Source organism: Micromonospora sp. WMMB235, from assembly GCF_001855515.1.
In the GTDB taxonomy this organism is placed as follows: Bacteria; Actinomycetota; Actinomycetes; order Mycobacteriales; family Micromonosporaceae; genus Micromonospora; species Micromonospora aurantiaca.
The window spans coordinates 6,099,720-6,124,135 of record NZ_MDRX01000001.1 but is presented as its reverse complement, the minus strand read 5'-3'; the positions used below and the strand labels follow the sequence as shown (position 1 = coordinate 6,124,135).

Below are 24,416 nucleotides of genomic sequence, written 5' to 3'. Positions count from 1 at the left end.
GTCTAGGGTCGGGAGCATGGAATTCCGTCACCTGGGCCGCTCCGGCCTGATGGTCAGCGAGATCTCGTACGGCAACTGGATCACCCACGGCTCGCAGGTCGAGGAGGACGCGGCGGTCGCGTGCGTCCGCGCCGCGATCGACAGCGGCATCACCACCTTCGACACCGCCGACGTGTACGCGGGCACCCGCGCCGAGTCGGTGCTCGGCCGCGCGCTCAAGGGCGAGCGTCGCGAAGGGCTGGAGATCTTCACGAAGGTCTACTGGCCGACCGGTCCCGGCCGCAACGACAGGGGTCTGTCCCGCAAGCACATCATGGAGTCGATCGACGGCTCGCTGCGCCGCCTCCAGACCGACCACGTGGACCTGTACCAGGCCCACCGCTACGACTACAGCACTCCGCTGGAGGAGACGATGGAGGCCTTCGCCGACGTCGTACGCTCCGGCAAGGCGCACTACATCGGCGTCTCCGAGTGGAAGGCGTCCCAGCTGCGCGAGGCGCACACGCTGGCCCGTGAGCTGCGCATCCCGCTGATCTCGAACCAGCCGCAGTACTCGATGCTGTGGCGGGTCATCGAGACCGAGGTGATCCCCACCAGCGAGGAGCTGGGCATCGGCCAGATCGTCTGGTCGCCGATGGCCCAGGGTGTGCTGTCCGGCAAGTACCTGCCGGGCCAGCCGCCGCCCGCGGGCTCCCGCGCCACCGACGAGAAGTCCGGCGCCGGGTTCATCGCCCGGTTCATGACCGACGACGTGCTCACCCGCGTGCAGCGGCTCAAGCCGCTGGCCGAGCAGGCCGGGCTGACCATGCCGCAGCTCGCCGTCGCCTGGGTGCTCCAGAACCCGAACGTCTCCTCGGCGATCGTCGGCGCGTCCCGGCCGGAGCAGGTGCACGACAACGTGAAGGCGGCGGGCGTGAAGCTCGACGCCGACCTGCTCAAGGCGATCGACGAGATCGTCGAGCCGGTCACCGAGCGGGATCCGGCGAAGACCGAGAGCCCGGCTCAGCGCCCGTGACGTCGCGTCGTTCCCGGGCCGGCTCGGACCGGCCCGGGAACGACCGGGCCGGCTACTCCCAGAAGCGGATCAGGGCGTAGCCGATCTGGTACAGCTCGCGCGGCAGGCCGAGCGCGTCGCCGACGGCGAAGACCGCGCCGAAGAACGCCCGGTTGATCTGCGGGCTCCACAGCAGCGCGAAGAGCAGAATGAAGCCGTACGGAGCGAACAGGTCGTACATCCGCCGGTAGGCGGGGCTGAGCCAGGGCTGGAGCATGTTGCCGCCGTCCAGGCCCGGCACCGGCAGCAGGTTGAGCACGCTGGCGGTGAGCTGGAGGAACGCGAGCAGCCCGACGCCGGCCCAGAACTCCAGCGGCCCGCCCAGTTCCGGCCCCCATGCCACCGCCGCGACCAGCACCAGCGTGAACAGCACGTTCGTCGCCGGCCCGGCCAGGCTGACCAGCGTGTGCCGCAGCCGGCCGGGGATCGCGTGCCGGTCCACCCAGACCGCGCCGCCGGGCAGGCCGATGCCGCCGAGCAGCACCACGACCACCGGCAGCACGATCGACAGCAGCGGGCTGGTGTACTTCAGCGGGTTGAGCGTGAGATAGCCGCGGTGCGCGATGTCCCGGTCACCGGACCGGTACGCGACCACGGCGTGCGCGTACTCGTGCAGGCACAGCGAGACCAGCCAGCCCGAGACGACGAAGAGGAACACGTCGAAGCCGACGTTGCCGTACCGGTTCCAGGTCATCACCCCGGAGGCGACGAAGAGTGCCACCAGGGCCAGGAAGATCGGGCTGGGCCGGAACGCCGCCCGGGGCACGCCGAGGATCAGCGGCTCGCCCGGGCGGTCGTAGCCCGTCATTCGGCCGGGGGTTGCAGGCTCATCCGGTAGTCCACCCGGTCGTCCTCGACCAGCACGACTGTGGTGACGCCGGATGCCGCGAGCTCCCGCCAGGCCTGGCCGATCCACGACTCGGCGTCCGCCTGGCTCGGGAACGACTCGGCCGGCCCGTCGGCCGCGTCGCCGTTCGTGCCCTCGTACCGCCAGCTCCACGCCATGCCGCGTCTCCCCTCGCCGCCGTCGTCCCGTGGGACGCCAAACCTCCGCAAGCCTAGTCGGCCCCGCCGACGACGGCCCGCCACCACATGGATCATGCCCACCCCCACCGCCGGGCCGCACCCGCGATCTTGCGGTTAGTGCCCCGACAGAGCGGTCATTCCCGGCATCCCGGGGGCCACAAGTGCAAGATCAGCGCCGCGAGAGGGCGGGGTGAGGGCGGGGAGGGGCGAGCTGCCCGGAAAGCGGGCGGGCGAACTAAGGTACGGGCATGTCCGTTGACGGGTGGCACACCCTCCTGGTGCTCGGCGGTATCCGCTCCGGCAAGTCCGAGTTCGCCGAGTCTCTGGTCGCCGACGCGCCCACGGTCCGGTACGTGGCCACCGCCCCGGCCGGGGATCCGGAGGACACCGAGTGGGCGACCCGCCTCGCGGCGCACCGCGCCCGCCGCCCGGGGAGCTGGAGCACCGAGGAGACCGCGGCGGATCCGGGCCGGCTGGTCGAGGTGATCGCCGCCGCCGGGCCGAACGAGACGCTTCTCGTGGACGACCTGGGCGGCTGGGTGACGGTGCTGCTCGACCCGGCCCACCAGCCGGCCGACGACACCGCGACGATCGCCGAGCTGGCAGCGGCGGTGCGCTCCAGCACGGCCCGGCTGGTGCTGGTGAGCCCCGAGGTGGGCCTGTCCCTGGTGCCCACCACGCCCCTGGGCCGGGCGTTCACCGACGCGCTCGGCGCGACCAACCGCGCGGTCGCCGACGCCTGCGACGCGGTCGCGCTCGTGGTGGCCGGTCAGACGGCGTGGCTGAAGCCGGCCACTTCGGCCCCCGCGCACGCCGTGCCGCCCGCGGCCACGTCGCCCGAGACCGAGCCCGGCCGCGCCGCCGCGCCCCATCACGCGGCGGCCCAGCCCGCGCCGACCCAGGCCGTACCGGCCGACCTCGGCGCCGGGGACGTGACGCTGCCCGAGGTGCTCACCCCGGCCGCCGCCCCGGTGCCCGCCCCGGCCACATCCGACGAGCCCGGTACGGGCGACTGGGCCGCCCCCACCATGGCGCTGCCGATGATCGCCACCGGCCTGGTCATCCAGCCGGGCATGGAACTGCCGATGCCCGACGACTACACCGGACCGCAGGCGGTCGACCGGCTCGCCACCCTCGACATCGCCGGTGCCGGTCTCGGCGTACTGGAACAGGTGGTCGGCTTCGCGGCCGCCACCCAGGGCACCTCGACGCCGCGTCCGTGGGACTCGGTGCGCGTCCTGCTGATCCAGGGCGACCACGAGGGCGGCGCGTCGGCCGGCGCGACGCCCGGTGAGTCGGCGCGCCGCGCCCGGCAGGCCCGCGCCGGCCGGGGCGCACTGGCCCGGCTCGCCGCCGAGAACCGGGCCGGCCTGCAGATCGTCGAGGCGCCCGTCGCGGCGCCGATGGAGGACGGCCCGGCCCTGTCCGCCGACGAGGTCGAGGCGGCGCTGCGCTACGGCTGGCGGCTCGCCGAGCAGGCCGCCGACGCGGGGGTGCAGCTGCTGGTGCTCGCCGCGTGCGGTGCGGGGGCCGAGGCCGCCGCCGCGGCGGTGCTCGCGGCCACCGCTGGCGCGGAGCCGCCGATGGTGCTCGGCCGGGTGGTCACCGAGCAGGGCGAGATCGACGACACCGCCTGGATGGTCCGCTGCGCGGCGGTGCGGGACGCGCTGCACCGCACCCGGCGCTCCGCCCGGGAGGCCAAGGACGTCCTGGCCGAGCTGGGCGGTGGCGACATCGCGCTGGCCACCGGCGTACTGCTGGGCGCCACCGCCCGCAAGGTGCCGGTGCTGCTGGACGGGCCGGTCGGCACCGCCGCCGCCATGGTCAGCCGCGACCTGGCCGGGCAGGCCCGGCACTGGTGCCTGCTGCCCGACCACGGCGGCCGTCCGGGCGTACGGCTCGCCGCCGACGTGCTCGGTCTGACCCCGCTGGTGGACCTGCGGCTCGACCTGGGCGAGGGGGCGACCGCGCTGGCCGCGCTGCCGCTGCTGCGCTCCGCGTTGACGCTCGCCGCCACGCTGCCGGTGCACCCGTCGCTGGGCGGCCCCGACCACAGCGGCACCGACGACGACAGCGGCACCGACGACGACGCCGGCGACCGCACCGACACCGGCACCGGTACCGGCGAGCCCACCGGCGACGACGGCAGCGGCGACGGCCGGACCGGCGACGACGAACCGGACTTCGCCGAGCCGGAGCCGGCCGGGCCGGGACCGACCACGATCGGGTCGGACGAGCCGGTCTCCCCCGGCCGACGTGCCGACTGAGGCGCGGCTCGCCGACGGCATCCGGCTGGCGCTCACCACGTTCACCACCCTCCCGGTACGCGCCGGACGGGTCGACCGGGCCGCCGCGGGCATCGCGATGGCGCTCGCGCCGCTGGTCGGGGCGCTGCTCGGCGCCGTACTCGGCGGGGTGCTGCTGCTCACCGGCGCGCTCGCGCCACCGCTCGTCGCCGCGGTGGTCACAGTGGGGCTGGGCGCGCTGCTCACCCGGGGCCTGCACCTGGACGGGCTGGCCGACACCGTCGACGCGCTCGGCTCGTACCGGCGCGGTCCGGCCGCGCTGGAGATCATGAAGCAGCCGGACGTCGGCCCGTTCGGGGTGGTCGCGCTGGTGGTCGTACTCCTGCTCCAGAGCGCGGTGCTCGCGGAGCTGGCCGGCCGGGGCGCGCTCGCCGCGTTGGCCGCCGTGGTCGCGGCCACCGCGGCCGGGCGGCTCGCCGTCGGCCTGGCCTGCCGGCGTGGCGTGCCGGCGGCCCGGCCGGAGGGCCTGGGCGCGCTCGTCGCCGGCACTGTCGGGTGGACCGCGCTGACGCTCGGCGCGGTCGCCGTCGCGCTGGCGGCGGTGCCCGCGGTGCCGGACCGTCCGTGGCAGGGGCCGCTCGCCGTCCTCGCCGCGCTCGCCGTCGCGGCCGGGCTGCTGCGGCACCTGGTACGCCGCTTCGGCGGCATCACCGGCGACGTGCTCGGAGCGCTCGTGGAGATCGTCACCACGCTGTCCTACCTGGGACTGGTGCTGACCGGCTGAGCGTCACCGGTCCGGGCGGGTAGCGTTCGGGGCGAGTGCACCGGCGCGGTCGAGGGGGACGGCATGCTCATCACGGACGACTTCCTGCCGGTACCGGTGCCCGAGTCGCTCGACGCGACCTATCTGGTGCCGATCACCGGGCTGCCCAAGGTGAGCCCGAAGACAGCCGTGGAAGGGCTGGCCGGCCGGCTCTCCGAGCCGGTGCACGGGCTGGCCAAGCAGATGCTCGACAGTCCGCTGATGACCGTGGACACCCGCACCGTGGACGAGTTCCCCGAGCTGCCGCCGGACCTGCTCACCGCGTTCGGCGCCACCGAGGAGCAGCTGGCCCGGCTGGCCGCCGCCACCCACCTCGTGGTGGTGCAGGCCGAGTACCGGCCGGGCTGGCCGCCCGCGCACGAGTGGGCCGCCCGCGCCGTGGCCGCGGCGGTGGCCGAGACGGTCGGCGGGGACGTGGTGGACGTCTTCGGGCTCCAGTTCCTCGACCCGGCGGCGGCGCTGCGCTCGCTGCCCGACGAGCAGGGCCGGATCCGGCTCGTCGACTGGGTGCTGGTGCCCTACTCCTCGGACTCCGACGGGCTCTGGTTCACTACGAAGGGACTGCGCCGGTTCGGGCTGCTGGAGTTGCAGGCGCAGGGCGTACCGGACCACCTGACCCGGGCGTGGGGCGCGGTGATGACCGGCGCGGCCCGGCGGCTGCTGCGGGACTGGACCGACGGGCTGGCAGGCGAGGAGGTGCCGGCGTTCGTGCAGCTTCCGGTGCTGGCCACGGTGACCGGGCACGACATCGCCGTGGCGTACGGCAATCCGGAGCAGCACGGCGCGACCGCGCCGGTGCTGCTGCGGCTGGAGCTGGACCCGGCCACCGACCCGGACGCCGACTCGTTCCTGAGCCTCAACCCGCCGCCCGGGCATCCGGGTCCGCCCGGCCGCTACTTCGCCGCCGCCTGCGCGACGCTGTTCAACGGCATCCAGCCGGACGTGCGCTACACCCGAACCGGGGACGCGATGAGCCGCGCGGTGGAGACCGCCCGAGAGGCGCTCGGCGACATCCGGGCCCGGTTCCTGGCCGGGCGGCTGCCCGAGGAGAGCCAGCTCGTGGTCAAGTACGGCCTGCCCGGCGACGACGGCCCCGAGTACGTCTGGGCCGGGGTGACCTCGTGGGACACCCCGGAACGGATCGTCGGCGCCAGCGCCAGCGACGCCAACACCGACCCGAGCGTGCGGATCGGCTCGCCGGTGGTGGTGGAGGCGTCGGACGTGGTCGACTGGGCCGTGCTGGACGGCACCGGCGTGCTGGAGGGCGGCTGGACGCAGGCAGTCCTCGACGCCGGGGAGCGCGGCGAGGACTGACCCGCGCGGCTCAGCGCACCGAGGGCTTGACGAACGGCGGCCTGGTCAGGCGCATCCGGGCACGGCGGCCCCGGATGTCCACCTCCAGCTCGTCGCCGTCGGCCAGCTTCGGGTCGGTGTCGACCAGCGCCAGCGCGACGCCGTGCTTGAGCGTCGGGCTGAACGTGCCGCTGGTGACGGTGCCGACCTGCCGGTCGCCCGCGTACACGGCCATGCCGGGGCGCGGGATGGCCCGGTCGACGGCGGTGAGGCCGCGCAGCGTACGGGCCGGGCCGGCGGCCTTCTCGGCGCGCAGCGCGTCGCGGCCCCAGAACGCCGGCTTGTCCCAGCCGACCGCCCAGCCGGAGCGGCCCTGCACCGGGGTGATCTCCGGGGACAGGTCCTGCCCGTGCAACGGGTAGCCCATCTCGGTGCGCAGGGTGTCCCGGGCGGCCAGGCCGCAGGCGCGTACGTCGTCTGCGGCGGCGAAGAGCGCGTCCCAGACGGCGACCGCGTGCTCGGACGCCACGACCAGCTCGTAGCCCAGCTCGCCGGTGTAGCCGGTGCGGCACACGGTCAGCTCCACCCCGTCGAGCGTGGCGGTGGAGAAGCTCATGTAGTCGTGCCCGGTGGGCAGGCCGAGCGCGCCCAGCAGCTCAGCCGAGCGCGGTCCCTGCACGGCGAGCACCGCGTACGCCTCGTGCTCGTCGGTGACTGTGACGCCCTCGGGCGCGGCGGCGCGCAGCCGGCGGGCCACCTCGGCGGTGTTGGCCGCGTTGGGCACCAGGAAGACGTGGTCGTCGGCGTGCAGGTAGGCGATGATGTCGTCCACCACGCCGCCGGTGGCGTCGTCGCAGCAGAGCGTGTACTGCGCCTGGCCGGGGGTGATCCGGCCGAGGTCGTTGGTGAGGCAGGTGTTGACGAAGTCCGCCGCGCCCGGCCCGGTGAGCCGGATCTTGCCCAGGTGCGAGACGTCGAACACGCCGACGCCCTCGCGGACGGCCGTGTGCTCCTTGAGCACGCCGCCACCGGCGTACTCCAGCGGCATCTGCCAGCCCCCGAAGGGGGCGAACTTCGCGCCGAGCGCGGTGTGCCGCTCGTGCAGCGGGGATCGGCGCAGCCGGGTCTCGGCGGCGTCGGAGGTCACCTCGGTCATGGGTGGCAACTTACCGGCCCGGACCGCTGTGGTTAGCATCGGCGGGATCCCGTCGGCACGCATCGGCGGGACAGCCACGCCTCCCGGCGGGTAGGTTGCCGCCGGAGAGACCTTCATCGCCGGTACGCGACGACGCGGCCGGCCCGGCCCGCCCGGAGTAGCTTTCGTGACATCGCCCCGCACCACCCTCAGCCTGGTCGACACCGACCCCGCCGAACTCGCCGTCGACGCGATCGTGATCGGCGTGCACAGCCAGACCACCGAGCCGGGCAGCGGCGCACCCGCCCACGCCCTGCTGCTGGCCACCGGCGGGGAGAGCATCGCCGCCGCGTTCGACGGAAAGCTGACCGAGACGCTGGCCCTGCTCGGCGCGACCGGTGGCCCGGGCGAGGTGATCAAGCTGGCCACGCTGGGTACCGTGACCGCGCCGCTGGTCGTGGCGGTCGGCCTCGGCCCGGAGCCCTCGGGCGCCGCTCCGGCCCCGGAGTCGCTGCGCCGGGCCGCCGGTGCCGCGGTGCGGGCGCTGGCCGGTGCCCCGCGCGTCGCCCTGGCCCTGCCTCTGCCCGACGACGCCGACGCCCCGGCCGCGCTGCGCGCGGTCGCCGAGGGCGCGCTGCTGGGCGGCTACCGGTTCGCCGGCTACAAGACCAAGCCGCAGCCGGCCCGGCGCGAGCCGGTGGCCGAGGTGCTGGTGGCGGTGCCGGACGCGGCCGACGCGACCGCCCAGGCCGAGATCGCGCGGGCACAGGCGGTGGCCGGTGCGGTGCGGACCAGCCGGGACTGGATCAACACCGCCCCGAACGAGCTGCGTCCCCCGGCGTTCGCCGACGTCGTCTCCGCCGCCGCCCGCGAGGCGGGGCTGGAGGTCGAGGTGCTGGACGAGGCGGCGCTGAAGGCCGGCGGCTACGGCGGCATCCTCGCCGTCGGTCAGGGCTCCGAGGCCCCGCCGCGGCTGGTGAAGCTCACCTACACGCCCGCCGGCGGCGGCAACGGCAAGCGGGTCGCGCTCGTCGGCAAGGGCATCACGTTCGACACCGGCGGCATCTCGATCAAGCCGGCGCAGGGCATGTGGGAGATGAAGTCGGACATGGCCGGCGCGGCGGCGGTCGGCGCGGCCATGCTGGCGGTCGCGGCGCTCAAGCCGTCGGTCACCGTCACCGGCTACCTGCCGATGGCGGAGAACATGCCGTCGGGCACCAGCTACCGGCCGGGTGACGTGATCAGCATGTTCAACGGCAAGAAGGTGGAGGTGCTCAACACCGACGCCGAGGGCCGGATGGTGCTGGCCGACGCGATGGCGCGGGCCTGCGCGGACGGCGCGGACTACCTGTTCGAGACCTCCACGCTGACCGGCGGCCAGGTGATCGCGCTGGGCAAGCGGATCGCCGGTGTGATGGGCACCCCGGAGCTGTGCGAGCGGGTGCGGGTGGCCGGTGACGCGACCGGCGAGCCGGCCTGGCCGATGCCGCTGCCCGACGACGTGCGCAAGGGCATGGAGTCGGACGTCGCGGACATCTCGCAGGTCAACGCCGGGATGGACCGGGCCGGGCACATGCTCCAGGGCGGCGTGTTCCTGCGCGAGTTCGTGACCGACGACGTGGCGTGGGCGCACATCGACATCGCCGGTCCGGGCTACCACTCGGGCGAGGCGACCGGTTACTGGACCAAGGGCGGCACCGGCGTGCCGGTGCGCACGCTCGTGCACCTGGTCGAGGACGTCGCCACCAACGGCTGACGGGTAAGGAAGGGCCCCTTCTTAACGCCTCGCGTTGTAGAAGGGGCCCTTCTTAACACCCGCGCGCGAACGGCTCAGAACAGCTCGGGGCGGCGCTTGCGGCGCTCGTTGTAGTCGCGCATGCGCTGCGGATAGCCCATCAGCCGCACGTCGTAGATCGGGATGGCGATCCGGTGCGCCCAGCGGCGTGCTTCGTCCGGCCCGCCGACACGCCGCCGGGTCCACTCGCCGTCGTCGGCGATCAGCATGATCGTGGTCTCGGTGACCGTCGTGCGGGGCTCGATGTACGCCTCGACGCCCTTGCGGGTCCGGACGAAGTTCTCCAGATGGTCCAGATCGGCGCGGTCGGCGGCGCGGTCGCGGCTCGCCGGGGCCGCCCGCTTACGTCGTCGGAACAGCCCCACCGAATCCACTCCTCCCCCAGCGCCGTCATCGAAGACGGTGCCAAGGGTACGTGTCACCGACGTGTCGTTGGGCACCTCGGTACGCGCTCGGTCCGTGGTGGTGACAAGATGACCGAGGTGGGGTGTGCCTGTTACTCCGCCGTAACCCCCGATGCAGTGACGCGACCTGGGAGTTGGATGTGAGCGAGCCGAACGACACGACCTTCGACATCGTCATCCTCGGAGGTGGTAGCGGCGGCTACGCGGCGGCGCTGCGTGCCGCCCAGCTGGACCTCTCCGTCGCCCTCATCGAGAAGAGCAAGCTGGGCGGGACCTGCCTGCACAACGGGTGCATCCCGACCAAGGCGCTGCTGCACGCCGCCGAGATCGCCGACCAGACCCGCGAGTCCGAGCAGTTCGGCGTGAAGGCCGAGCTGGTCGGCATCGACATGAAGGCCGTCAACTCGTACAAGGACGGCGTGATCTCCCGCCTGTACAAGGGCCTCCAGGGCCTGGTGGGCGGCAACAAGAAGATCACCTTCGTGGCGGGCGCCGGCAAGCTGGTCGGCAAGAACGTCGTCGAGGTCGACGGCAAGCGCTACACCGGCCGCAACATCGTGCTGGCCTCCGGCTCGTACGCCAAGAGCCTGCCCGGCCTGGACGTCGACAGCGAGCGGATCATCACCAGCGACCACGCGCTGACGCTGGACCGGATCCCGTCGTCGGCGATCGTGCTCGGCGGCGGCGTGATCGGCGTCGAGTTCGCCAGCGTCTGGAAGTCCTTCGGCGTGGACGTGACCATCGTCGAGGCGCTGCCCCGCCTGGTCGCCGCCGAGGACGAGGAGTCGTCGAAGGCGCTGGAGCGGGCGTTCCGCAAGCGGAAGATCAACTTCAAGGTCGGCAAGCCGTTCGAGAAGGTCGAGAAGACCGACAAGGGCGTGAAGCTGACCATTCAGGGCGGCGACACGGTCGAGGCCGAGCTGCTGCTGGTCGCCGTGGGCCGCGGCCCGAACACCGCCGGCCTCGGCTACGAGGAGCAGGGCGTCAAGATGGACCGCGGCTACGTGCTGACCGACGAGCGGCTGCGCACCAGCGTGCCGAACGTCTACGCGGTCGGCGACATCGTGCCCGGCCTGCAGCTCGCGCACCGCGGCTTCCAGCAGGGCATCTTCGTCGCCGAGGAGATCGCCGGGAAGAACCCGGCGGTGATCGACGAGGCCGGCATCCCGCGCGTCACCTACTGCGACCCGGAGCTGGCGTCGGTCGGCCTGACCGAGGCGAAGGCCAAGGAGCAGTACGGCGCCGACAAGATCAAGACCTACAACTACAACCTGGGCGGCAACGGCAAGAGCCAGATCCTCAAGACCGCCGGCCACGTGAAGCTGGTCCGGGTGGACGACGGCCCGGTGGTCGGCGTGCACATGGTCGGCGCCCGGGTCGGTGAGCTGATCGGCGAGGCGCAGCTCATCTACAACTGGGAGGCGTACCCGGCCGAGGTGGCGCAGCTCGTGCACGCCCACCCGACGCAGAACGAGGCTCTGGGCGAGGCGCACCTGGCCCTGGCCGGCAAGCCGCTGCACGCGCACGCCTGACACGACAACCGCGGCGTCCGGCGACGGGCGATGATCCCACCAGGGGAATGAAGGAGTCTGGAGAACATGCCGGTATCGGTCACCATGCCCCGGCTCGGCGAGAGCGTCACCGAGGGCACCGTCACGCGCTGGCTCAAGCAGGAGGGTGACACCGTCGAGGTCGACGAGCCCCTGCTCGAGGTGTCGACCGACAAGGTCGACACCGAGATCCCGTCCCCCGCGGCGGGCGTGCTGAGCCGGATCGTGGTCGGCGAGGACGAGACCGCCGAGGTCGGCAGCGAGCTGGCGGTCATCGCCGGCGAGGGCGAGGACGCGGGCGCGGCTCCCCCGGAGAAGGCCGAGCCGGCCACCGAGCCGACGGCCGCCGCCGAGGGCACCGGCCCCGAGCCGGAGCAGGCCCAGGAGGCCGAGGAGGCCGCTGCCGAGCCGGGCGCCGAGGCCGAGCAGCCGGCCGTCGAGGAGCCGGCCGAGCCCGCGCCGTCGGGCGAGGGCACGCCGGTGACCATGCCGGCCCTGGGCGAGAGCGTCACCGAGGGTACTGTCACCCGCTGGCTCAAGCAGGTCGGCGAGACCGTCGAGGTGGACGAGCCGCTGCTGGAGGTCTCCACCGACAAGGTCGACACCGAGATCCCGTCGCCGGTCGCCGGCACGCTGCAGGAGATCAAGGTCGCCGAGGACGAGACCGCCGACGTCGGCGCCGTGCTGGCGATCGTCGGGGTGGCCGGCGCCGCGCCCGCGAAGGCGGAGCCGAAGCCCGAGCCCAAGCCGGAGCCCAAGGCCGAGGCGAAGCCCGAGCCGAAGCCGGAGCCGAAGGTCGAGGAGCCCACGCCGGGCGCGTCCTACAACGAGCCGGCCGCCGAGGCGGAGCAGGCCGCGCAGCCGGCCAAGGCCGAGCAGGCGGCCCAGCCGGCCGCGCCGGCCGCCGCGCAGCGCCCGAGCGTTCCGTCCGAGTACGGCGAGGACGCCGCCGGGTACGTGACGCCGCTGGTGCGAAAGCTCGCCGCCGAGCACGGCGTGGACCTGGGCTCGATCAAGGGCACCGGCGTGGGTGGCCGCATCCGCAAGCAGGACGTGCTGGAGGCGGCCGAGAAGGCGAAGGCCGCCAAGCCCGCGCCGGCCGCCGCCGCTGCCCCGTCCGCACCCGCCCCGGCCAAGCCGGCCGCCAAGCCGGAGCCGAGCGCCAAGCGGGGCACCACGGAGAAGCTGCCGCGGATCCGTTCGATCATCGCCAAGCGTCTCCAGCAGTCGCTGCACGAGACGGCGCAGCTGACCACCGTCGTCGAGGTCGACGTCACCAAGGTCGCCAAGCTGCGGGCGCGGGCCAAGGACTCGTTCCAGGCCAAGCACGGCGTGAAGCTGTCCTTCCTGCCGTTCTTCGCGGTGGCCGCGATCGAAGCGCTCCAGACGTACCCGATCATCCAGGCCAGCATGGACCTGGACGGCGGGACGATCACCTACCCGGGCGCCGAGCACCTGGGCATCGCGGTGGACACCGAGCGCGGGCTGCTCACGCCGGTCATCCACAACGCCGGCGACCTGAACATGGGTGGCCTGGCCAAGCGGATCGCCGACCTGGCCGAGCGCACCCGGGCCAACAAGATCACCCCGGACGAGATGGCCGGGGCGACGTTCACGCTCACCAACACCGGCAGCCGGGGCGCCCTGTTCGACACCCCGATCGTGCCGTCGCCGCAGTCGGCGATGCTCGGCACGGGTGCCGTGGTGAAGCGTCCGGTCGTGGTGAACGACCCGGAACTGGGCGAGGTCGTGGCGATCCGCTCGATGGTCTACCTGGCTCTGTCGTACGACCACCGGCTGATCGACGGCGCCGACGCGGCCCGCTTCCTCACCGCGGTGAAGGAGCGGCTGGAGGGCGGCAACTTCGAGGCCGAGCTGGGTCTGTAGATCCGAGACGGCGAGGGGCGCGCGGCGACATGCCGCGCGCCCCCTTCCTCGTTTCCGCGGGTCAGCCGCGCAGGTGCGCCTCGGAGACGGTCCAGAGCTGCTCGGCGGCCTCCGGGTCCCGGGCGTACGCGGCCCAGCCGGTGCGAGTGCCCGGCTGGTTCGGCCCGGCCTCCTGGCAGTCCTCGAAGTACCGGCCGCCGACGCCGTCGAGCAGCGGCGAGGTGGCGACCAGCACCGAGGTCGCCGCGCCCTGCTCCGGGGTCTTGAAGGCGGCCGCGTTGCCGCTGCGCATCCGCGCCAGCTCCTCCTCGCTGATGTAGCGCTGGAGGTTGGTCCGGATCGCGCCCGGCATCAGCGCGTTGGTGTAGATGCCGTCGTCGGCCCAGCGGCGGGTCGCCTCCACCGCGAACAGCACGTTCGCGGTCTTGGACTGCCCGTACGCCAGCCACGGGTCGTACGGCCGCTGCCGGAAGTGGATGTCGGAGAACACCACCGGCGAGCGCAGGTGCGCCGCCGAGCTGACCGAGACGATCCGCGCGCCGTCGGCCGCGGCGAGCGCCGGGCGCAGCCCGGTGGCGAGCGCGAAGTGCCCGAGGTGGTTGGTCGCGAACTGCATCTCCCAGCCCTGCTCGGTGCGCATCTCGGGCGAGGCCATGATCCCGGCGTTGTTGACGAGCATGTGCAGTGGCCCGTCCCAGGTGCGGACGAACGCGGCCACCGAGGCGAGGTCGGCGAGGTCGAGCGGGGCGACCAGGATCCGGTCGTTGCCGGTGGTGCCGATGATGTCGTCGGCGGCACGCTGCCCGGCCTCGGTGTTGCGGACGGCGAGTGTGACGTCGGCTCCGGCGGCGGCGAGCGCGCGGGCGGTCTCCACGCCGATCCCGGAGGCGCCGCCGGTGACGACGGCCCGCCGGTCGGTCAGGTCCAGGTCGCGGACCACCTCCAGGGCTGTTGTCTCGGCGGAGAACGGGGTGGTGACTGGTGTCGAGCTGGTCATGGTCCATCCTTGTCGACGGCGACGCGGACCGATGTCCGCCCGCTACGATGAGAAGCGGAGGATCCTCCGTTACTCCGCCAGCATAATCGGAGGGGGCTCCGGTTACCATCGTGCCGGGCCGGCGACCCGGTCGAGGGAGGAGTGCCCGTGCCCGACCGACAGCTGCGCGCGGACGCGCTGCGCAACCGGCAGCGGCTGCTGGACGCCGCGGTCCAGGCGTTTTCCCAGGACGGCCCGGAGGTAACGCTGGACCGGGTCGCCAAGGACGCCGGCGTCGGCATCGGCACGCTCTACCGCCACTTCCCGAGCCGGGAGGCACTGATCGAGGCGGCGTACCGCAACGAGCTGGAGAAGCTCTGCGACGCCGCTCCGGCGCTGCTCGCGGCCCAGCCCGCCGACGCGGCGCTACGCGCCTGGATGGACCGGTTCGTCGACTACCTCGCCACCAAGCGGGGCATGGCCGACGCGCTGCGGCTGGTCATCGCCTCCGGCGCCAACCCGTACGCGCAGAGCCGCGACCTGCTGCTCGCCGCGCTCGGGGCGCTGCTCGCGGCGGGCGCCGCAGCGGGCGTCGTACGCGCCGACGTGGCCGCCGCCGACGTGCTCGCCAGCCTCAGCGGGGTCTCCCTGGTGGCGGGCGAGCCGGACCAGCGTGCCCAGGCCGGACGCCTGCTCGACCTGCTGATGGACGGGTTGCGCCACCGGCCGGGCTGACCGGAATCGGCCCGCGGCCCGGACCGGCGCTGACAGACTCGGCCGGTGGGCTCGTACGGGTGGCGGGGACGCCTGGGGCCGGCCGTGCCGGTGGCCCCGGGCGCCCGGGTCGACCGGTTCGAGATCTTCTTCGACCTGGTCTTCGTCTTCTCGTTCTTCATCATCACCCGGGCCACCGCGCTCGAGGTGACCGGCAGGGCGCTGCTGCACGCGCTGCTGGTCCTCGCCGTGCTCTGGTGGTCGTGGGTGGTGCACAGCGTCGTCGCCACCCGGGTACGCCTCGGCGAGGGCTTCGTCCCGGTGCTCATGACAGTCGGCATGGCCGCGCTGTTCACGTTCGCGCTGTCGCTGCCGCACGCGTTCCGCGATCCGCGCGGCAACGAAGCCGGGCCGATGGTCGCGGCGCTCAGCTACACCGTCCTGCGGCTGGTGCACCTGCTGCTCTACCGGCACGCCGTCCGGGACAGCCCGAACGAGCGCCGGCAACTGATCCGGTTCGCCCCCGAGGTGGTCGGCAGCACCGCGCTGCTGCTGGTCGCCGCGCTGTTGCCGCCGAGGATCGACGACCTGTTCTCGGCGGCGGTGCTGCGGGACGTGCTGTGGGCCGGCGTCATCCTGCTCCAGTACGGCACCGGCATCCTCGCCGGCACGTGGGGCTGGGGCGTCGCGTCCGCCGAACACTGGACCGAGCGATACGACCTCATCCTGATCATCGCGCTCGGCGAGTCGGTCATCTCCGTCGGCGTGGGCAGCAACCTGCTCGGCCAGCCGCCCACCTGGCCGGCCGTGGCGGCGGCGGTGCTCGGCATCTTCTTCACCGCCGCGCTCTGGTGGGCGCACTACGACATGGTCGGGCCGGCCGCCCGGATCGCCCTGCACGCCGCGCAGGACGGTCCCCGGGTGGCGATGGCCCGGGACGCGTACGCGTACCTGTTCCTGCCGATGATCGCGGGCATCATCCTGTTCGCGCTCGGCGCCGAGACGATCGTGCACGGGATCGCCGACCCGAACGTGCCGCCGAGCGAGCCGGCACACGGTCCGGGCGTGCCGCTGCTGTACGGCGGCGTGATCTGCTACCTGTGCGGCAACATGCTGTTCCAGCTGCGTACCCTGCGCACGGTGAGCTGGACCCGGGTCGGGACGGTGCTGCTGCTCGGCGTGGCCATCCCGGTCGCGGAGCGGGTGCCGGGGCTGGCCGCGCTGGGCATCCTGACCGCCCTCACAGTGGGCATGGTGGCCGTCGAGGTGATCGTCTTCGCCGAGGGCCGGCAGGCGCTGCGCAAGCTGGTCTTCGAGGAGCGCGCCAGCCACGAGGCGCACGAGGCGGCCTGGCGGGCCCGGTGGCACGAGCAACCCGAGGACCGCGACACGAACAGATGAACGCCGCCGTGTGACGTTCGGCCGTCGGCAGAATCTGCGTGTGCGGGGTGGCCGGCGGCGCGGCGTGCGCCGATGCTGAGGCGATGGCGACCTTCTCCGTACAGGCGCAGCCCACCGACGCGGCGAGCTGGACCGAGCTGGCCCGTACCGTCGAGGCGGCCGGCTTCGACGCGCTGTTCGCGGCCGACCACCCCGGCTCCTGCGCGTCGCCGTTCGTCGCGCTGGCCGCCGCGGCGGCCGTGACCAGCAGGCTGGGCCTCGGCTCGTACGTCTCCAACGCCGGCGTACGCGAGCCGATCCTGCTCGCCGCCGACGTGGCCACCCTGGACGTGGTCTCCGGCGGGCGGGCCCGGCTCGGCCTCGGCGCAGGCCACACGCCGGCCGAGTGGCGGGCCGTCGGGCGCGAGCGCCCGGACGTCGCCGGCCGGGTACGCCGCTGCGTCGAGGTGGCCGAGGCGGTCCGGGCGCTGCTGGCCGGCGACGAGGTCACCGTGGACACCGGGGACCTGACGACGTACGCGGCACGGCTCGACCGGCCCCGCCCGGTCCAGGACCGGATCCCGCTGACCGTCGGCGCTTCCAACTCGACGCTGCTGCGCTGGGCCGGAAGGCACGCCGACGTGGTCGGCCTGGCCGGCTTCGGCCGTACGCTGCCCGACGGCCACCAGCACACCGTCCGGTGGCGGGCCGACCAGATCGAGGCGCAGCTCGCGCACGTGGCGGCCGGAGCGGCCGGCCGGGAGACGCCGCCGGTCCTGGAGGCGCTGGTCCAGCACGTCGCCGTCACCGACGACGCGGAGGCGGCCGCCGCCGGGACGGCCGCCGAGACCGGGCTCACCCCGGCGGAGGTGCTGGCCACCCCGTTCGTGCTGGCCGGGACGCCCGCCGAGATCGTCTCGGCCGTGGCCGGGCACCGGCGCCGCTGGGGCGTCACCCGCTTCGTGGTACGCGCCGGGGCCGTCGACGCGCTCGCCCCGCTCCTGCCCCGGCTGGCGGGAAAAGGGCTGGACTTCGAGCACACTCGAAAGTGAACACTGGGCGCATGACGACGACACGACGGCTGGGCCGCAGCGGCATCGAGGTCAGCGCGATCGGTATGGGCTGCTGGGCGATCGGCGGCCCGCTCTGGGACGGCACCCAACCGCTCGGCTGGGGCGAGGTGGACGACGACGAGTCGGTGCGTACCGTCCACCGGGCGCTCGACCTGGGCGCGACGCTGTTCGACACCTCCAGCAACTACGGCGCGGGGCACAGCGAGCGGGTGCTCGGGCGCGCGCTCGCCGGCCGCCGGGACCGCGCGGTCATCGCCACCAAGTTCGGCTATCCCACCGACGAGGCGACCCGCCAGGCGCTCGGCGAGGACGCCAGCCCTGACTACGCACGGCGCAGCCTGGAGGGGTCGCTGCGCCGGCTCGGCACCGACCACGTCGACCTCTACCAGCTCCACCTGGGCGGCCTGCCGGTGCCGCGGGCGCTGGACCTCGTCGGCACCCTGGAGGACCTGGTCGCCGAAGGAAAGATCCGGGCGTACGGCTGGAGCACCGACGACCCCGCCTCGGCGCGCGCCTTCGCCGAGGCCGGACCGCACTGCGCGGCGATCCAGCACGACCAGTCGGTGCTGCGGGACAACGCCGCCATGCTCGCGGTCTGCGCTGAGTTCGACTTGGCCGCCCTGAACCGGGGGCCGCTGGCGATGGGCCTGCTCACCGCGAAGTACCAGGATGCTCCCACCGCCCGGGGCGACGACGACGTGCGCGGCGTGGCACCGGAGTGGCTGGACTGGTTCACCGGCGGCGTACCGCGCGCCGAGTGGGCCGAGCGGGTGGCCCGGGTCCGTGAGGCGCTGACCACCGACGGCCGCACGCTCGCCCAGGGCGCGCTGGGCTGGCTGCTCGCCCGCAGCCCGCACACCCTGCCGATCCCCGGCTGCCGGACCGTCGGGCAGGCCGAGGAGAATCTCGGCGCGCTGGCGTACGGGCCGCTGCCGCAGGACGCGTTCGCCGAGGTGGAGCGCCTGCTCGCCGACCTGCGCACCGCCCCCGCCGACGCCTGACCGCCCGGGTCTCGCCGCGGGGGGACGCCTCAGAGGTGTCGGCGGACCTCCGCGGCGAACCGGGGCAGGCCGGTGCGTCCCAGCAGTACGAGCAGACCCGGTACGGTCGTCGGCTCCCTGCGGTAGGCCGCTGCCTGCCGGTGCAGGACGTCGAGTGTCTGCCCCGGATAGAGGTCCAGCTGATCGAGCAGGAAGTCGTCCGGATGCACCGCCACGATGTCGAAGGACTTGAGCGACGGCTCGGGGAAGTCACCGACGTTGAACGTGACCAGCACCTCCGCGTTCGCCCGGACGGCGGCAGCCAGCACGTGCCGGTCCTTGGGATCGTTGGACATGCCGTCGATCAGCGACTCGTACCCGCTGACCATGGCGTCCGGAAAGGCTTCGGCCATCTGGCCGATTCGGCGGTCGACCCGCTCCTCCGCGATGCCTCGTACGATCAGGTTGCGTCGCAGCTCGTCCAGGACGTCCTTGGACCAGAGGGGTCGGTAGGCGGCGACCTCGGCCAGCCGCAGCAGGGTGTCGCAGAGATTCGCCGGGTAGAGGACGCAGGTGTCGAGAAACGCCGGGAACGCCACTCAGGTCACGCTCATCTCGTCCTGCGCGGTGTGGCCGTCGCGTCGTACAGGCCGTCTTCCTCGGCTTCGGCGGTCATCCGGTCGAGTGTCCGGCGGCGCGCCTGCCGGGTCCGCTCCTGGTAGTCGAGAACGTCCCGGAGCATGACTCGCCGGTGACGGCCGCGCATCGTGTACGGCATCTCGCCCTCGGACAGCAACCGGACCAGCGTGGGCCGGGAGATGTTGAGCAGGTCTGCCGCTTCCTGGGTCGTCAGCATCGTGTTGTGCGGCGCGATGGAGATCGCGAGCCCTTCGGACAGTGCCGTCACCACGTCCCGCAGCACGCCGTACAACTCGTCGGGGATCTCGATCTCGGACCCGTCCGGCCCGACCAGCCTGGCCCGCGCACGACCGCCGGCGCTCCGCAGTTCCTGCACGAACCGGGCCAGCTCAGCCGGGTCGTCCGGGGGAAGGACCGTACGTTCACGCAGGGCGTTGCTCATGACGCAAGCGTATCTCTATTCGAAAAAAGCGCAACGCGTTTAGCGTGCGTGACCGGCGGGCGTGACGAGTGAGTGATTTCGCTCAACGCATCCGAATCGCGCCGCGTACTCGAAGATGTGAGCATGCGGATCCTCATGGCCGGCGCGTCCGGTTTCCTCGGCACCCGACTGGTCGACTGCCTCACCGCGGACGGCCACCAGGTCACCCGCCTGGTCCGCCGCCCGCCACGCACACCCGTCGAACGGCAGTGGAACCCCTCCGCCGCACAGATGGACCCGCAGTGTGTCGCCGACGCCGACGTGGTGGTGAACCTGGCCGGCGCCGGGGTGGGCGACAAGCGCTGGAACGACGAGTACCGGAAGGTGATCCGGACCAGCCGGGTGGACAGCACCACCACGCTCGCCATCACGATCGCCGGCCTGCCCGCCGCCGACCGGCCGACGGTGCTGCTGAACTCCTCCGCCGTCGGCTGGTACGGCAACACCGGCGACCGGACGGTAACCGAGGAGGCACCTGCGGGTGAGGGGTTCCTCGCCGATGTCTGCCGCGTCTGGGAGGCCGCGACCCGCCCGGCCGAGGACGCGGGCGTACGGGTGGTGCGCCTGCGTACCGGACTGCCGCTGCACCGCGACGGCGGCCTGCTCAAGCCGCAGTTGCTGCCGTTCCGGCTCGGCGTCGGCGGCAAGCTGGGCAACGGGCGGCAGTGGCTGCCGTGGATCTCGATGCGGGACTGGCTCGACGCCGCGAAGTTCCTGCTGAACCGCGACGGCATCGCCGGCGCGGTGAACGTGGTCGGCCCGGCGCCGGTCACCAACGCCGAGTTCACCAGGGAACTGGCCCGCCAGCTGCACCGCCCGGCGATCATGCCGATCCCGGCGGTGGCGCTGAAGGTGGCGCTCGGCGGTTTCGCGCAGGAGGCGCTGACCAGCGCGCGGGTGCTGCCCGCCGTGCTCGACAAGGCCGGCTTCTCCTGGGCGCACCCGGACCTGGCGGGCGCGCTGCGCGCCGCCCTCTCCGAGTGACCGGCCGAGGGCGGCGCGACGCGGCGGATCAGCAGCCGATCACCCAGTACGCGGGCCCGGTCTGCTTCAGCGTGCTCTTGTAGAAGGTGTTGTAGAGGCCCATCCGCTGCCCGCTGCCGAGCGCGTAGGCGTAGCCACCGGACTGGTAGGCCCGCCCGGCCACCACGTGCGCGTAGTTGCTGGCGGTGACGCAGACCGGCGCGCTGGTCGGCGTGGGCGAGGCGGTCGGCGTGGGCGAGGCCGTCGGCGTGGGTGACGCGGTGGCCGTCGGGGTCGGGCTCGGCGAGGCGCCGCCACCGCCGAGCCCGAAGAAGACCGCGTCCCGGTACGTCGAACAGATGGTGTCCAGGAAGTACGCCCCGGCGGTGCCGCACTGGTCCGCGCCCGTACCCGGGTCGACGGGGGTGCCGTGGCCCATCCCGGAGACCCGGTAGAGGCGGACCTGGTCGGCGCCGTAGACCTCCAGGCCGGTGCCGGCCGGCAGCGTGGACGTGCTGGTCGGGGTGGTCGACAGGCCCAGCACGTTCGTCCACTGGTCCCGCGACTCGGCGGCGTTCGCGGTCGCCACGGTGGTGTCGCTGGTGCCGTGCCAGATCGCCACGCGGGGGCGCTTGCCGGTGTATCCGGCGTACGCGCCGCGGACCAGGTCGCCCCACTGCGCCGGGGTCTTGTCCACGCCCGGGTTCATGCAGCTGAACGCGGTGACGGTGCTGGTGGCGCAGCGGTACGGGATGCCGGCGATGATCGAGCCGCCGGCGAAGACGTCGGGGTAGGCGGCGAGCATGGCCGCGCTCATCGCGCCACCGGCGGAGAGGCCGCTGACGTAGACGCGGGCGCCGTCGGTGCCGTAGGTGGTCTTGGCGTAGTCGACCATCTGCTTGATCGACAGCGCCTCGCCCTGGCCGCGTGCGGTGTCACCGGTCTCGAACCAGTTGAAGCAGGAGTTGGCGTTGTTGCCGCTGGGCTGCTGCGGCGCGATGAGCGTGAACTTCCACTGGTCGGCGTACTTCTGCCAGCCGGAGTTGGTGACGTACGTCGAGGCGTTCTGCACGCACCCGTGCAGCAGCACCACGGCGGGCGCGCCGGTGGGCAGGCCGTCCGGGCGGTACGCGTACATGGCCAGGTTGCCGGGGTTGGAGCCGAAACCGGTGACCTGGGTCAGCGAGGCGGCCTGGGCGGGAAGGGCGGCGACCAGCGCGGTGGCCGCGGCCAGCACGACCCCGGCCGCCGCCCCGGCGACGCGGGCGATGAGGGATGAGGAGCGGGGCACGGGGACCTCCCGATCGTGGAATGTGAACTGAGTCACCTCCGAGTTGCCGAGACGTTACGGCCGCGTTTCGTCACACCGGAATGGCCGCCGCTCACACATTCACGGTCACCGAAGTGTGCGGCGAGTTCCGTGTCCGGGCGGTCTGCCCAGGTCCGGTTGGTAACGTCCGCTGCGTGCCCTCCTCCCCGTCCCCGGCCGCCGGCCCGGCGCCGACGCGCGTCCGCGACCGGCGCGCCGACCTGCTGGTCACGCTCGCCGCGCTGGCCCTGGCCCTCTGGGTGACGAGTGGCATGTGGCGGGATCCGAACAGCCGCGCGATCACCGTCAACTCCAGTGACCAGGCGCTGTTCGAGTGGCTGCTGGCGTTCGGCGGGCACGCGCTGACCCACGGGCAGAACCCGCTGTACACCACCTTGATCAACGTCCCGGACGGGGTGAACCTCGCGGTGAACACCTCGATCACCGTGTACGCGGCGGTCTTCGCGCCGCTGACGTACCTGATCGGGCCGCCCGCGACGTTCCTGGTGATCCTCACGCTCAACCTGGCCGCGACGGCGGTGGCCTGGTACTGGCTGCTCAGCCGGCACCTGGTGCGCAGCCGGCTGGCCGCCGGGGTGGGCGCGCTGTTCATCGCCTTCTGCCCGGCGATGGTGTCGCACGCCAACGCGCACCTGAACTGGACCGCGGGCTGGCTGGTGCCGCTGCTGATCTGGGGCGTGTTCCGGCTGCGCCGTCCGGGCCGGGCGGTCACCGGCGGGATCGTGCTCGGCCTGCTGGTGGCTGTCGCGTTCTCGATCGCCGCCGAGGGTCTGTTCTTCACCGCGCTGGCGCTCGGCGTGTTCCTCGCGGTGTGGGCGCTGCACCCGGCCCGCCGGTCCGAGGTACGCGCCGCGCTGCCCCGGATGGCGGCCGGGCTGGGCGTGACAGCGCTCGTCGCCGGGGCACTGCTGGCGTACCCGCTGTGGCTGCACTTCCTCGGACCGCAACGGTTCCACGGCACCGGGTTCGACCCGTTGATCCACTCCGAGGACATCGCCGCGTACGGGTCCTATCCGCGCCGGTCGCTCGCGGGCTGGGCCGGGTGGGGCACCTCGCTCGCGCCCAACCCGACGGAGGAGAACTCGTTCTTCGGCGTACCGCTGCTCCTGCTCGCCGCCGCCTGCTTCGCGCTGCTGTGGCGGCGCGCGGACCGCGCGTTCCGGGCCACCCTCGCGGCGCTCGGGGTGACCGCAGTGGTCTTCGCGGTGCTGTCGTGGGGGCCCACTGTGAAGTGGAACGGCCGCCGCTTCGACCAGACGCTGCCGTTCGGGGTGCTGGACAACCTGCCGGTGATCAACGCGGCGTTGCCGTCCCGGCTGGCGCTCGTGGTCGCGCCGGTCATCGGTCTGCTGCTGGCGTACGCGATCGACTCGCTGCGCGCCCGGCCGCCCCGGCGCCGGGTGAGCGGGCTCGCCTGGGCGCTGGGCTTCGCCGCGGCGCTGCTGCCGCTGGTGCCCACGCCGCTGCTGACCAGCGTCCGCGAGCCGATCCCGCAGTTCATCACCAGCGGCGCCTGGCAGCGCTACGTCCCGCCCGACGGGGTGCTGACGCCGCTGCCGCTGACCGTGGACGTCTACCCGGACGGGCAGCGCTGGCAGGCGTACGCGCTCGCCCACCGGCAGGGTGAGTTCCGGATCCCGTCCGGCTTCTTCCTCGGGCCCGGCGGGCCGGAGGGCCGGGGCCGGATCGGCCCGGTGCCGCGCACCTTCGACTCACTGATGGACCAGGCGGGCCGGACCGGGCTGGTGCCGATCATCACCGACGGCAGCATCCGCGAGTCCCGGGCGGACCTGCGCTACTGGGGGGTCCAGGCGGTGGTGCTGCCGGACCGGGTGCACGGCGCCAAGTTCGACGTCGACGAGGAGGCGCTGCGGCGCACCGCCACCGCGCTGCTCGGCCCGCCCGAGCGGGTGGAGGACGTCTGGCTGTGGCGGGTGCCGGCCTGACCGTCGCCGTGTCCCCCGCGATGGCGACGAGGCTCACGGGTCCGGTTCCCGGAGGGCGGGACTAGGCTGGACGGGTGAGCGTGACGACTTCCGGGCTGACCGCCGTCCGCGCAGGCCTGCTCGACTACCAGGCCGCCTGGGACGAGCAGCGCCGGCTGCACGAGGCGGTGGTGGCCGGCGAGCAGGGCGACACGGTGCTGCTGCTGGAGCACCCCAGCGTCTACACCGCCGGCAAGCGCACCGAGCCGTGGGACCGGCCGATGGACGGCACCCCGGTGGTGGACGTGGACCGCGGCGGGAAGATCACCTGGCACGGTCCGGGGCAGCTCGTCGGCTACCCGATCGTCCGGCTGCCCGACCCGGTCGACGTGGTCGCGTACGTCCGGCGCACCGAGCAGCTCCTGATCGACGTCTGCGCCGAGTTCGGGCTGTCCGCCGGCCGGGTCGAGGGACGCAGCGGCGTGTGGGTGCCGGAGGACGACCGGGGCCCGGCCCGCAAGGTCGCCGCCATCGGCATCCGGGTGGCCCGCGGCGTCACGCTGCACGGCTTCTCCGTCAACTGCGACTGCGACCTGGGCTTCTTCGACCGGATCGTGCCCTGCGGCATCCGCGACGCCGGGGTCACCTCGCTGACCGCCGAGCTGGGCCGGCCGATCACCGTCGCCGACGTGCTGCCGGTGGTCGAGCGGCACCTGCCGACGTTGACGCAGGTCTGAGCCCC

General features: G+C 73.5%; 22 protein-coding genes. 14 read left to right on the top strand and 8 right to left on the bottom strand.

Annotated elements, in window-relative coordinates; translation table 11 throughout:
• Positions 1–16 precede the first annotated feature (16 nt).
• On the top strand, positions 17–1,015 hold the full coding sequence (locus BFV98_RS27385; protein WP_030273051.1) for an aldo/keto reductase family protein: 999 nt from the start codon (positions 17–19) through the stop codon (positions 1,013–1,015).
• Positions 1,016–1,067: 52 nt separating this feature from the next.
• Here the strand turns inward: BFV98_RS27385 and BFV98_RS27380 are convergent, their stop codons facing one another.
• Both BFV98_RS27380 and BFV98_RS27375 read right to left on the bottom strand, forming a co-directional pair.
• Entirely contained in the window at positions 1,068–1,862 is a 795-nt protein-coding gene (locus BFV98_RS27380) for a site-2 protease family protein (RefSeq protein WP_071098270.1), read from the bottom strand.
• On the bottom strand, positions 1,859–2,059 hold the full coding sequence (locus tag BFV98_RS27375; protein WP_013287723.1) for a hypothetical protein: 201 nt from the start codon (positions 2,057–2,059) through the stop codon (positions 1,859–1,861). Before BFV98_RS27375 ends, BFV98_RS27380 begins: the two co-directional genes overlap by 4 nt.
• Positions 2,060–2,328: 269 nt before the next feature.
• On the opposite strand from BFV98_RS27375, the gene BFV98_RS27370 reads away from it, so the two are divergent.
• From BFV98_RS27370 to BFV98_RS27360, 3 genes are all read left to right on the top strand, one after another.
• Positions 2,329–4,347, top strand: a complete 2,019-nt coding sequence (locus BFV98_RS27370; protein ID WP_071098268.1) for a bifunctional adenosylcobinamide kinase/adenosylcobinamide-phosphate guanylyltransferase — start codon at positions 2,329–2,331, stop codon at positions 4,345–4,347.
• Complete coding sequence (cobS, locus tag BFV98_RS27365; protein WP_071098266.1) at positions 4,337–5,110, top strand: adenosylcobinamide-GDP ribazoletransferase; 774 nt, start codon at positions 4,337–4,339, stop codon at positions 5,108–5,110. The genes BFV98_RS27370 and cobS overlap by 11 nt, the downstream gene beginning before the upstream one ends.
• 63 nt (positions 5,111–5,173) lie before the next feature.
• A complete protein-coding gene (locus BFV98_RS27360) occupies positions 5,174–6,463 on the top strand; it encodes a DUF2314 domain-containing protein (RefSeq protein ID WP_013287726.1) in 1,290 nt (429 codons plus the stop codon).
• Positions 6,464–6,473: 10 nt separating this feature from the next.
• Here BFV98_RS27360 and gcvT read toward each other — a convergent pair whose 3' ends face one another.
• Positions 6,474–7,598 (bottom strand): glycine cleavage system aminomethyltransferase GcvT, encoded by a 1,125-nt coding sequence (gcvT, locus tag BFV98_RS27355; RefSeq protein WP_071098265.1) that lies wholly within the window; start codon positions 7,596–7,598, stop codon positions 6,474–6,476.
• Between the two features lie 166 nt (positions 7,599–7,764).
• On the opposite strand from gcvT, the gene BFV98_RS27350 reads away from it, so the two are divergent.
• On the top strand, positions 7,765–9,333 hold the full coding sequence (locus BFV98_RS27350) for a leucyl aminopeptidase (RefSeq protein ID WP_071098263.1): 1,569 nt from the start codon (positions 7,765–7,767) through the stop codon (positions 9,331–9,333).
• A gap of 74 nt (positions 9,334–9,407) precedes the next feature.
• Here the strand turns inward: BFV98_RS27350 and BFV98_RS27345 are convergent, their stop codons facing one another.
• Positions 9,408–9,737 (bottom strand): hypothetical protein, encoded by a 330-nt coding sequence (locus BFV98_RS27345; RefSeq protein ID WP_013287729.1) that lies wholly within the window; start codon positions 9,735–9,737, stop codon positions 9,408–9,410.
• A 179-nt stretch (positions 9,738–9,916) separates the two neighbouring features.
• On the opposite strand from BFV98_RS27345, the gene lpdA reads away from it, so the two are divergent.
• Both lpdA and sucB read left to right on the top strand, forming a co-directional pair.
• Complete coding sequence (gene lpdA / locus BFV98_RS27340; RefSeq protein ID WP_071098261.1) at positions 9,917–11,308, top strand: dihydrolipoyl dehydrogenase; 1,392 nt, start codon at positions 9,917–9,919, stop codon at positions 11,306–11,308.
• 66 nt (positions 11,309–11,374) lie between these two features.
• On the top strand, positions 11,375–13,213 hold the full coding sequence (sucB, locus tag BFV98_RS27335) for a 2-oxoglutarate dehydrogenase, E2 component, dihydrolipoamide succinyltransferase (protein ID WP_071098260.1): 1,839 nt from the start codon (positions 11,375–11,377) through the stop codon (positions 13,211–13,213).
• A 61-nt stretch (positions 13,214–13,274) separates the two neighbouring features.
• Here the strand turns inward: sucB and BFV98_RS27330 are convergent, their stop codons facing one another.
• Positions 13,275–14,210: an SDR family NAD(P)-dependent oxidoreductase gene (locus tag BFV98_RS27330; protein WP_030273064.1), complete on the bottom strand. Its 936-nt coding sequence runs from the start codon at positions 14,208–14,210 to the stop codon at positions 13,275–13,277.
• Positions 14,211–14,357: 147 nt separating this feature from the next.
• Here BFV98_RS27330 and BFV98_RS27325 point away from each other — a divergent pair, with 147 nt between their 5' ends.
• From BFV98_RS27325 to BFV98_RS27310, 4 genes are all read left to right on the top strand, one after another.
• The gene (locus tag BFV98_RS27325) at positions 14,358–14,924 is read left to right on the top strand and encodes a TetR/AcrR family transcriptional regulator (RefSeq protein WP_013475705.1); all 567 of its coding nucleotides are present in this window, start codon (positions 14,358–14,360) and stop codon (positions 14,922–14,924) included.
• Between the two features lie 45 nt (positions 14,925–14,969).
• Positions 14,970–16,304 carry a low temperature requirement protein A gene (locus BFV98_RS27320; RefSeq protein ID WP_071098258.1) on the top strand — a complete coding sequence of 445 codons (1,335 nt, stop codon included), beginning with the start codon at positions 14,970–14,972 and terminating at the stop codon, positions 16,302–16,304.
• Positions 16,305–16,387: 83 nt separating this feature from the next.
• Positions 16,388–17,335 carry a TIGR03621 family F420-dependent LLM class oxidoreductase gene (locus BFV98_RS27315; RefSeq protein ID WP_071098256.1) on the top strand — a complete coding sequence of 316 codons (948 nt, stop codon included), beginning with the start codon at positions 16,388–16,390 and terminating at the stop codon, positions 17,333–17,335.
• A gap of 11 nt (positions 17,336–17,346) precedes the next feature.
• Positions 17,347–18,357, top strand: coding sequence for an aldo/keto reductase (locus tag BFV98_RS27310; protein ID WP_071098254.1), 1,011 nt, complete (start codon positions 17,347–17,349; stop codon positions 18,355–18,357).
• 29 nt (positions 18,358–18,386) lie between these two features.
• Here BFV98_RS27310 and BFV98_RS27305 read toward each other — a convergent pair whose 3' ends face one another.
• Together BFV98_RS27305 and BFV98_RS27300 are read right to left on the bottom strand one after the other, a co-directional pair.
• Positions 18,387–18,935, bottom strand: a complete 549-nt coding sequence (locus BFV98_RS27305) for a PIN domain-containing protein (protein WP_071098252.1) — start codon at positions 18,933–18,935, stop codon at positions 18,387–18,389.
• Positions 18,936–18,946: 11 nt separating this feature from the next.
• A complete protein-coding gene (locus tag BFV98_RS27300) occupies positions 18,947–19,417 on the bottom strand; it encodes a helix-turn-helix domain-containing protein (protein ID WP_013475700.1) in 471 nt (156 codons plus the stop codon).
• A 123-nt stretch (positions 19,418–19,540) separates the two neighbouring features.
• Here BFV98_RS27300 and BFV98_RS27295 point away from each other — a divergent pair, with 123 nt between their 5' ends.
• Complete coding sequence (locus BFV98_RS27295) at positions 19,541–20,440, top strand: TIGR01777 family oxidoreductase (RefSeq protein WP_071098250.1); 900 nt, start codon at positions 19,541–19,543, stop codon at positions 20,438–20,440.
• A gap of 28 nt (positions 20,441–20,468) precedes the next feature.
• Here BFV98_RS27295 and BFV98_RS27290 read toward each other — a convergent pair whose 3' ends face one another.
• A complete protein-coding gene (locus tag BFV98_RS27290) occupies positions 20,469–21,710 on the bottom strand; it encodes a PHB depolymerase family esterase (protein ID WP_071098248.1) in 1,242 nt (413 codons plus the stop codon).
• Positions 21,711–21,883: 173 nt separating this feature from the next.
• On the opposite strand from BFV98_RS27290, the gene BFV98_RS27285 reads away from it, so the two are divergent.
• Both BFV98_RS27285 and lipB read left to right on the top strand, forming a co-directional pair.
• Positions 21,884–23,695, top strand: a complete 1,812-nt coding sequence (locus tag BFV98_RS27285; protein ID WP_047892941.1) for a hypothetical protein — start codon at positions 21,884–21,886, stop codon at positions 23,693–23,695.
• Between the two features lie 74 nt (positions 23,696–23,769).
• Positions 23,770–24,411, top strand: a complete 642-nt coding sequence (gene lipB / locus BFV98_RS27280) for a lipoyl(octanoyl) transferase LipB (protein ID WP_030273076.1) — start codon at positions 23,770–23,772, stop codon at positions 24,409–24,411.
• Positions 24,412–24,416: the final 5 nt, after the last annotated feature.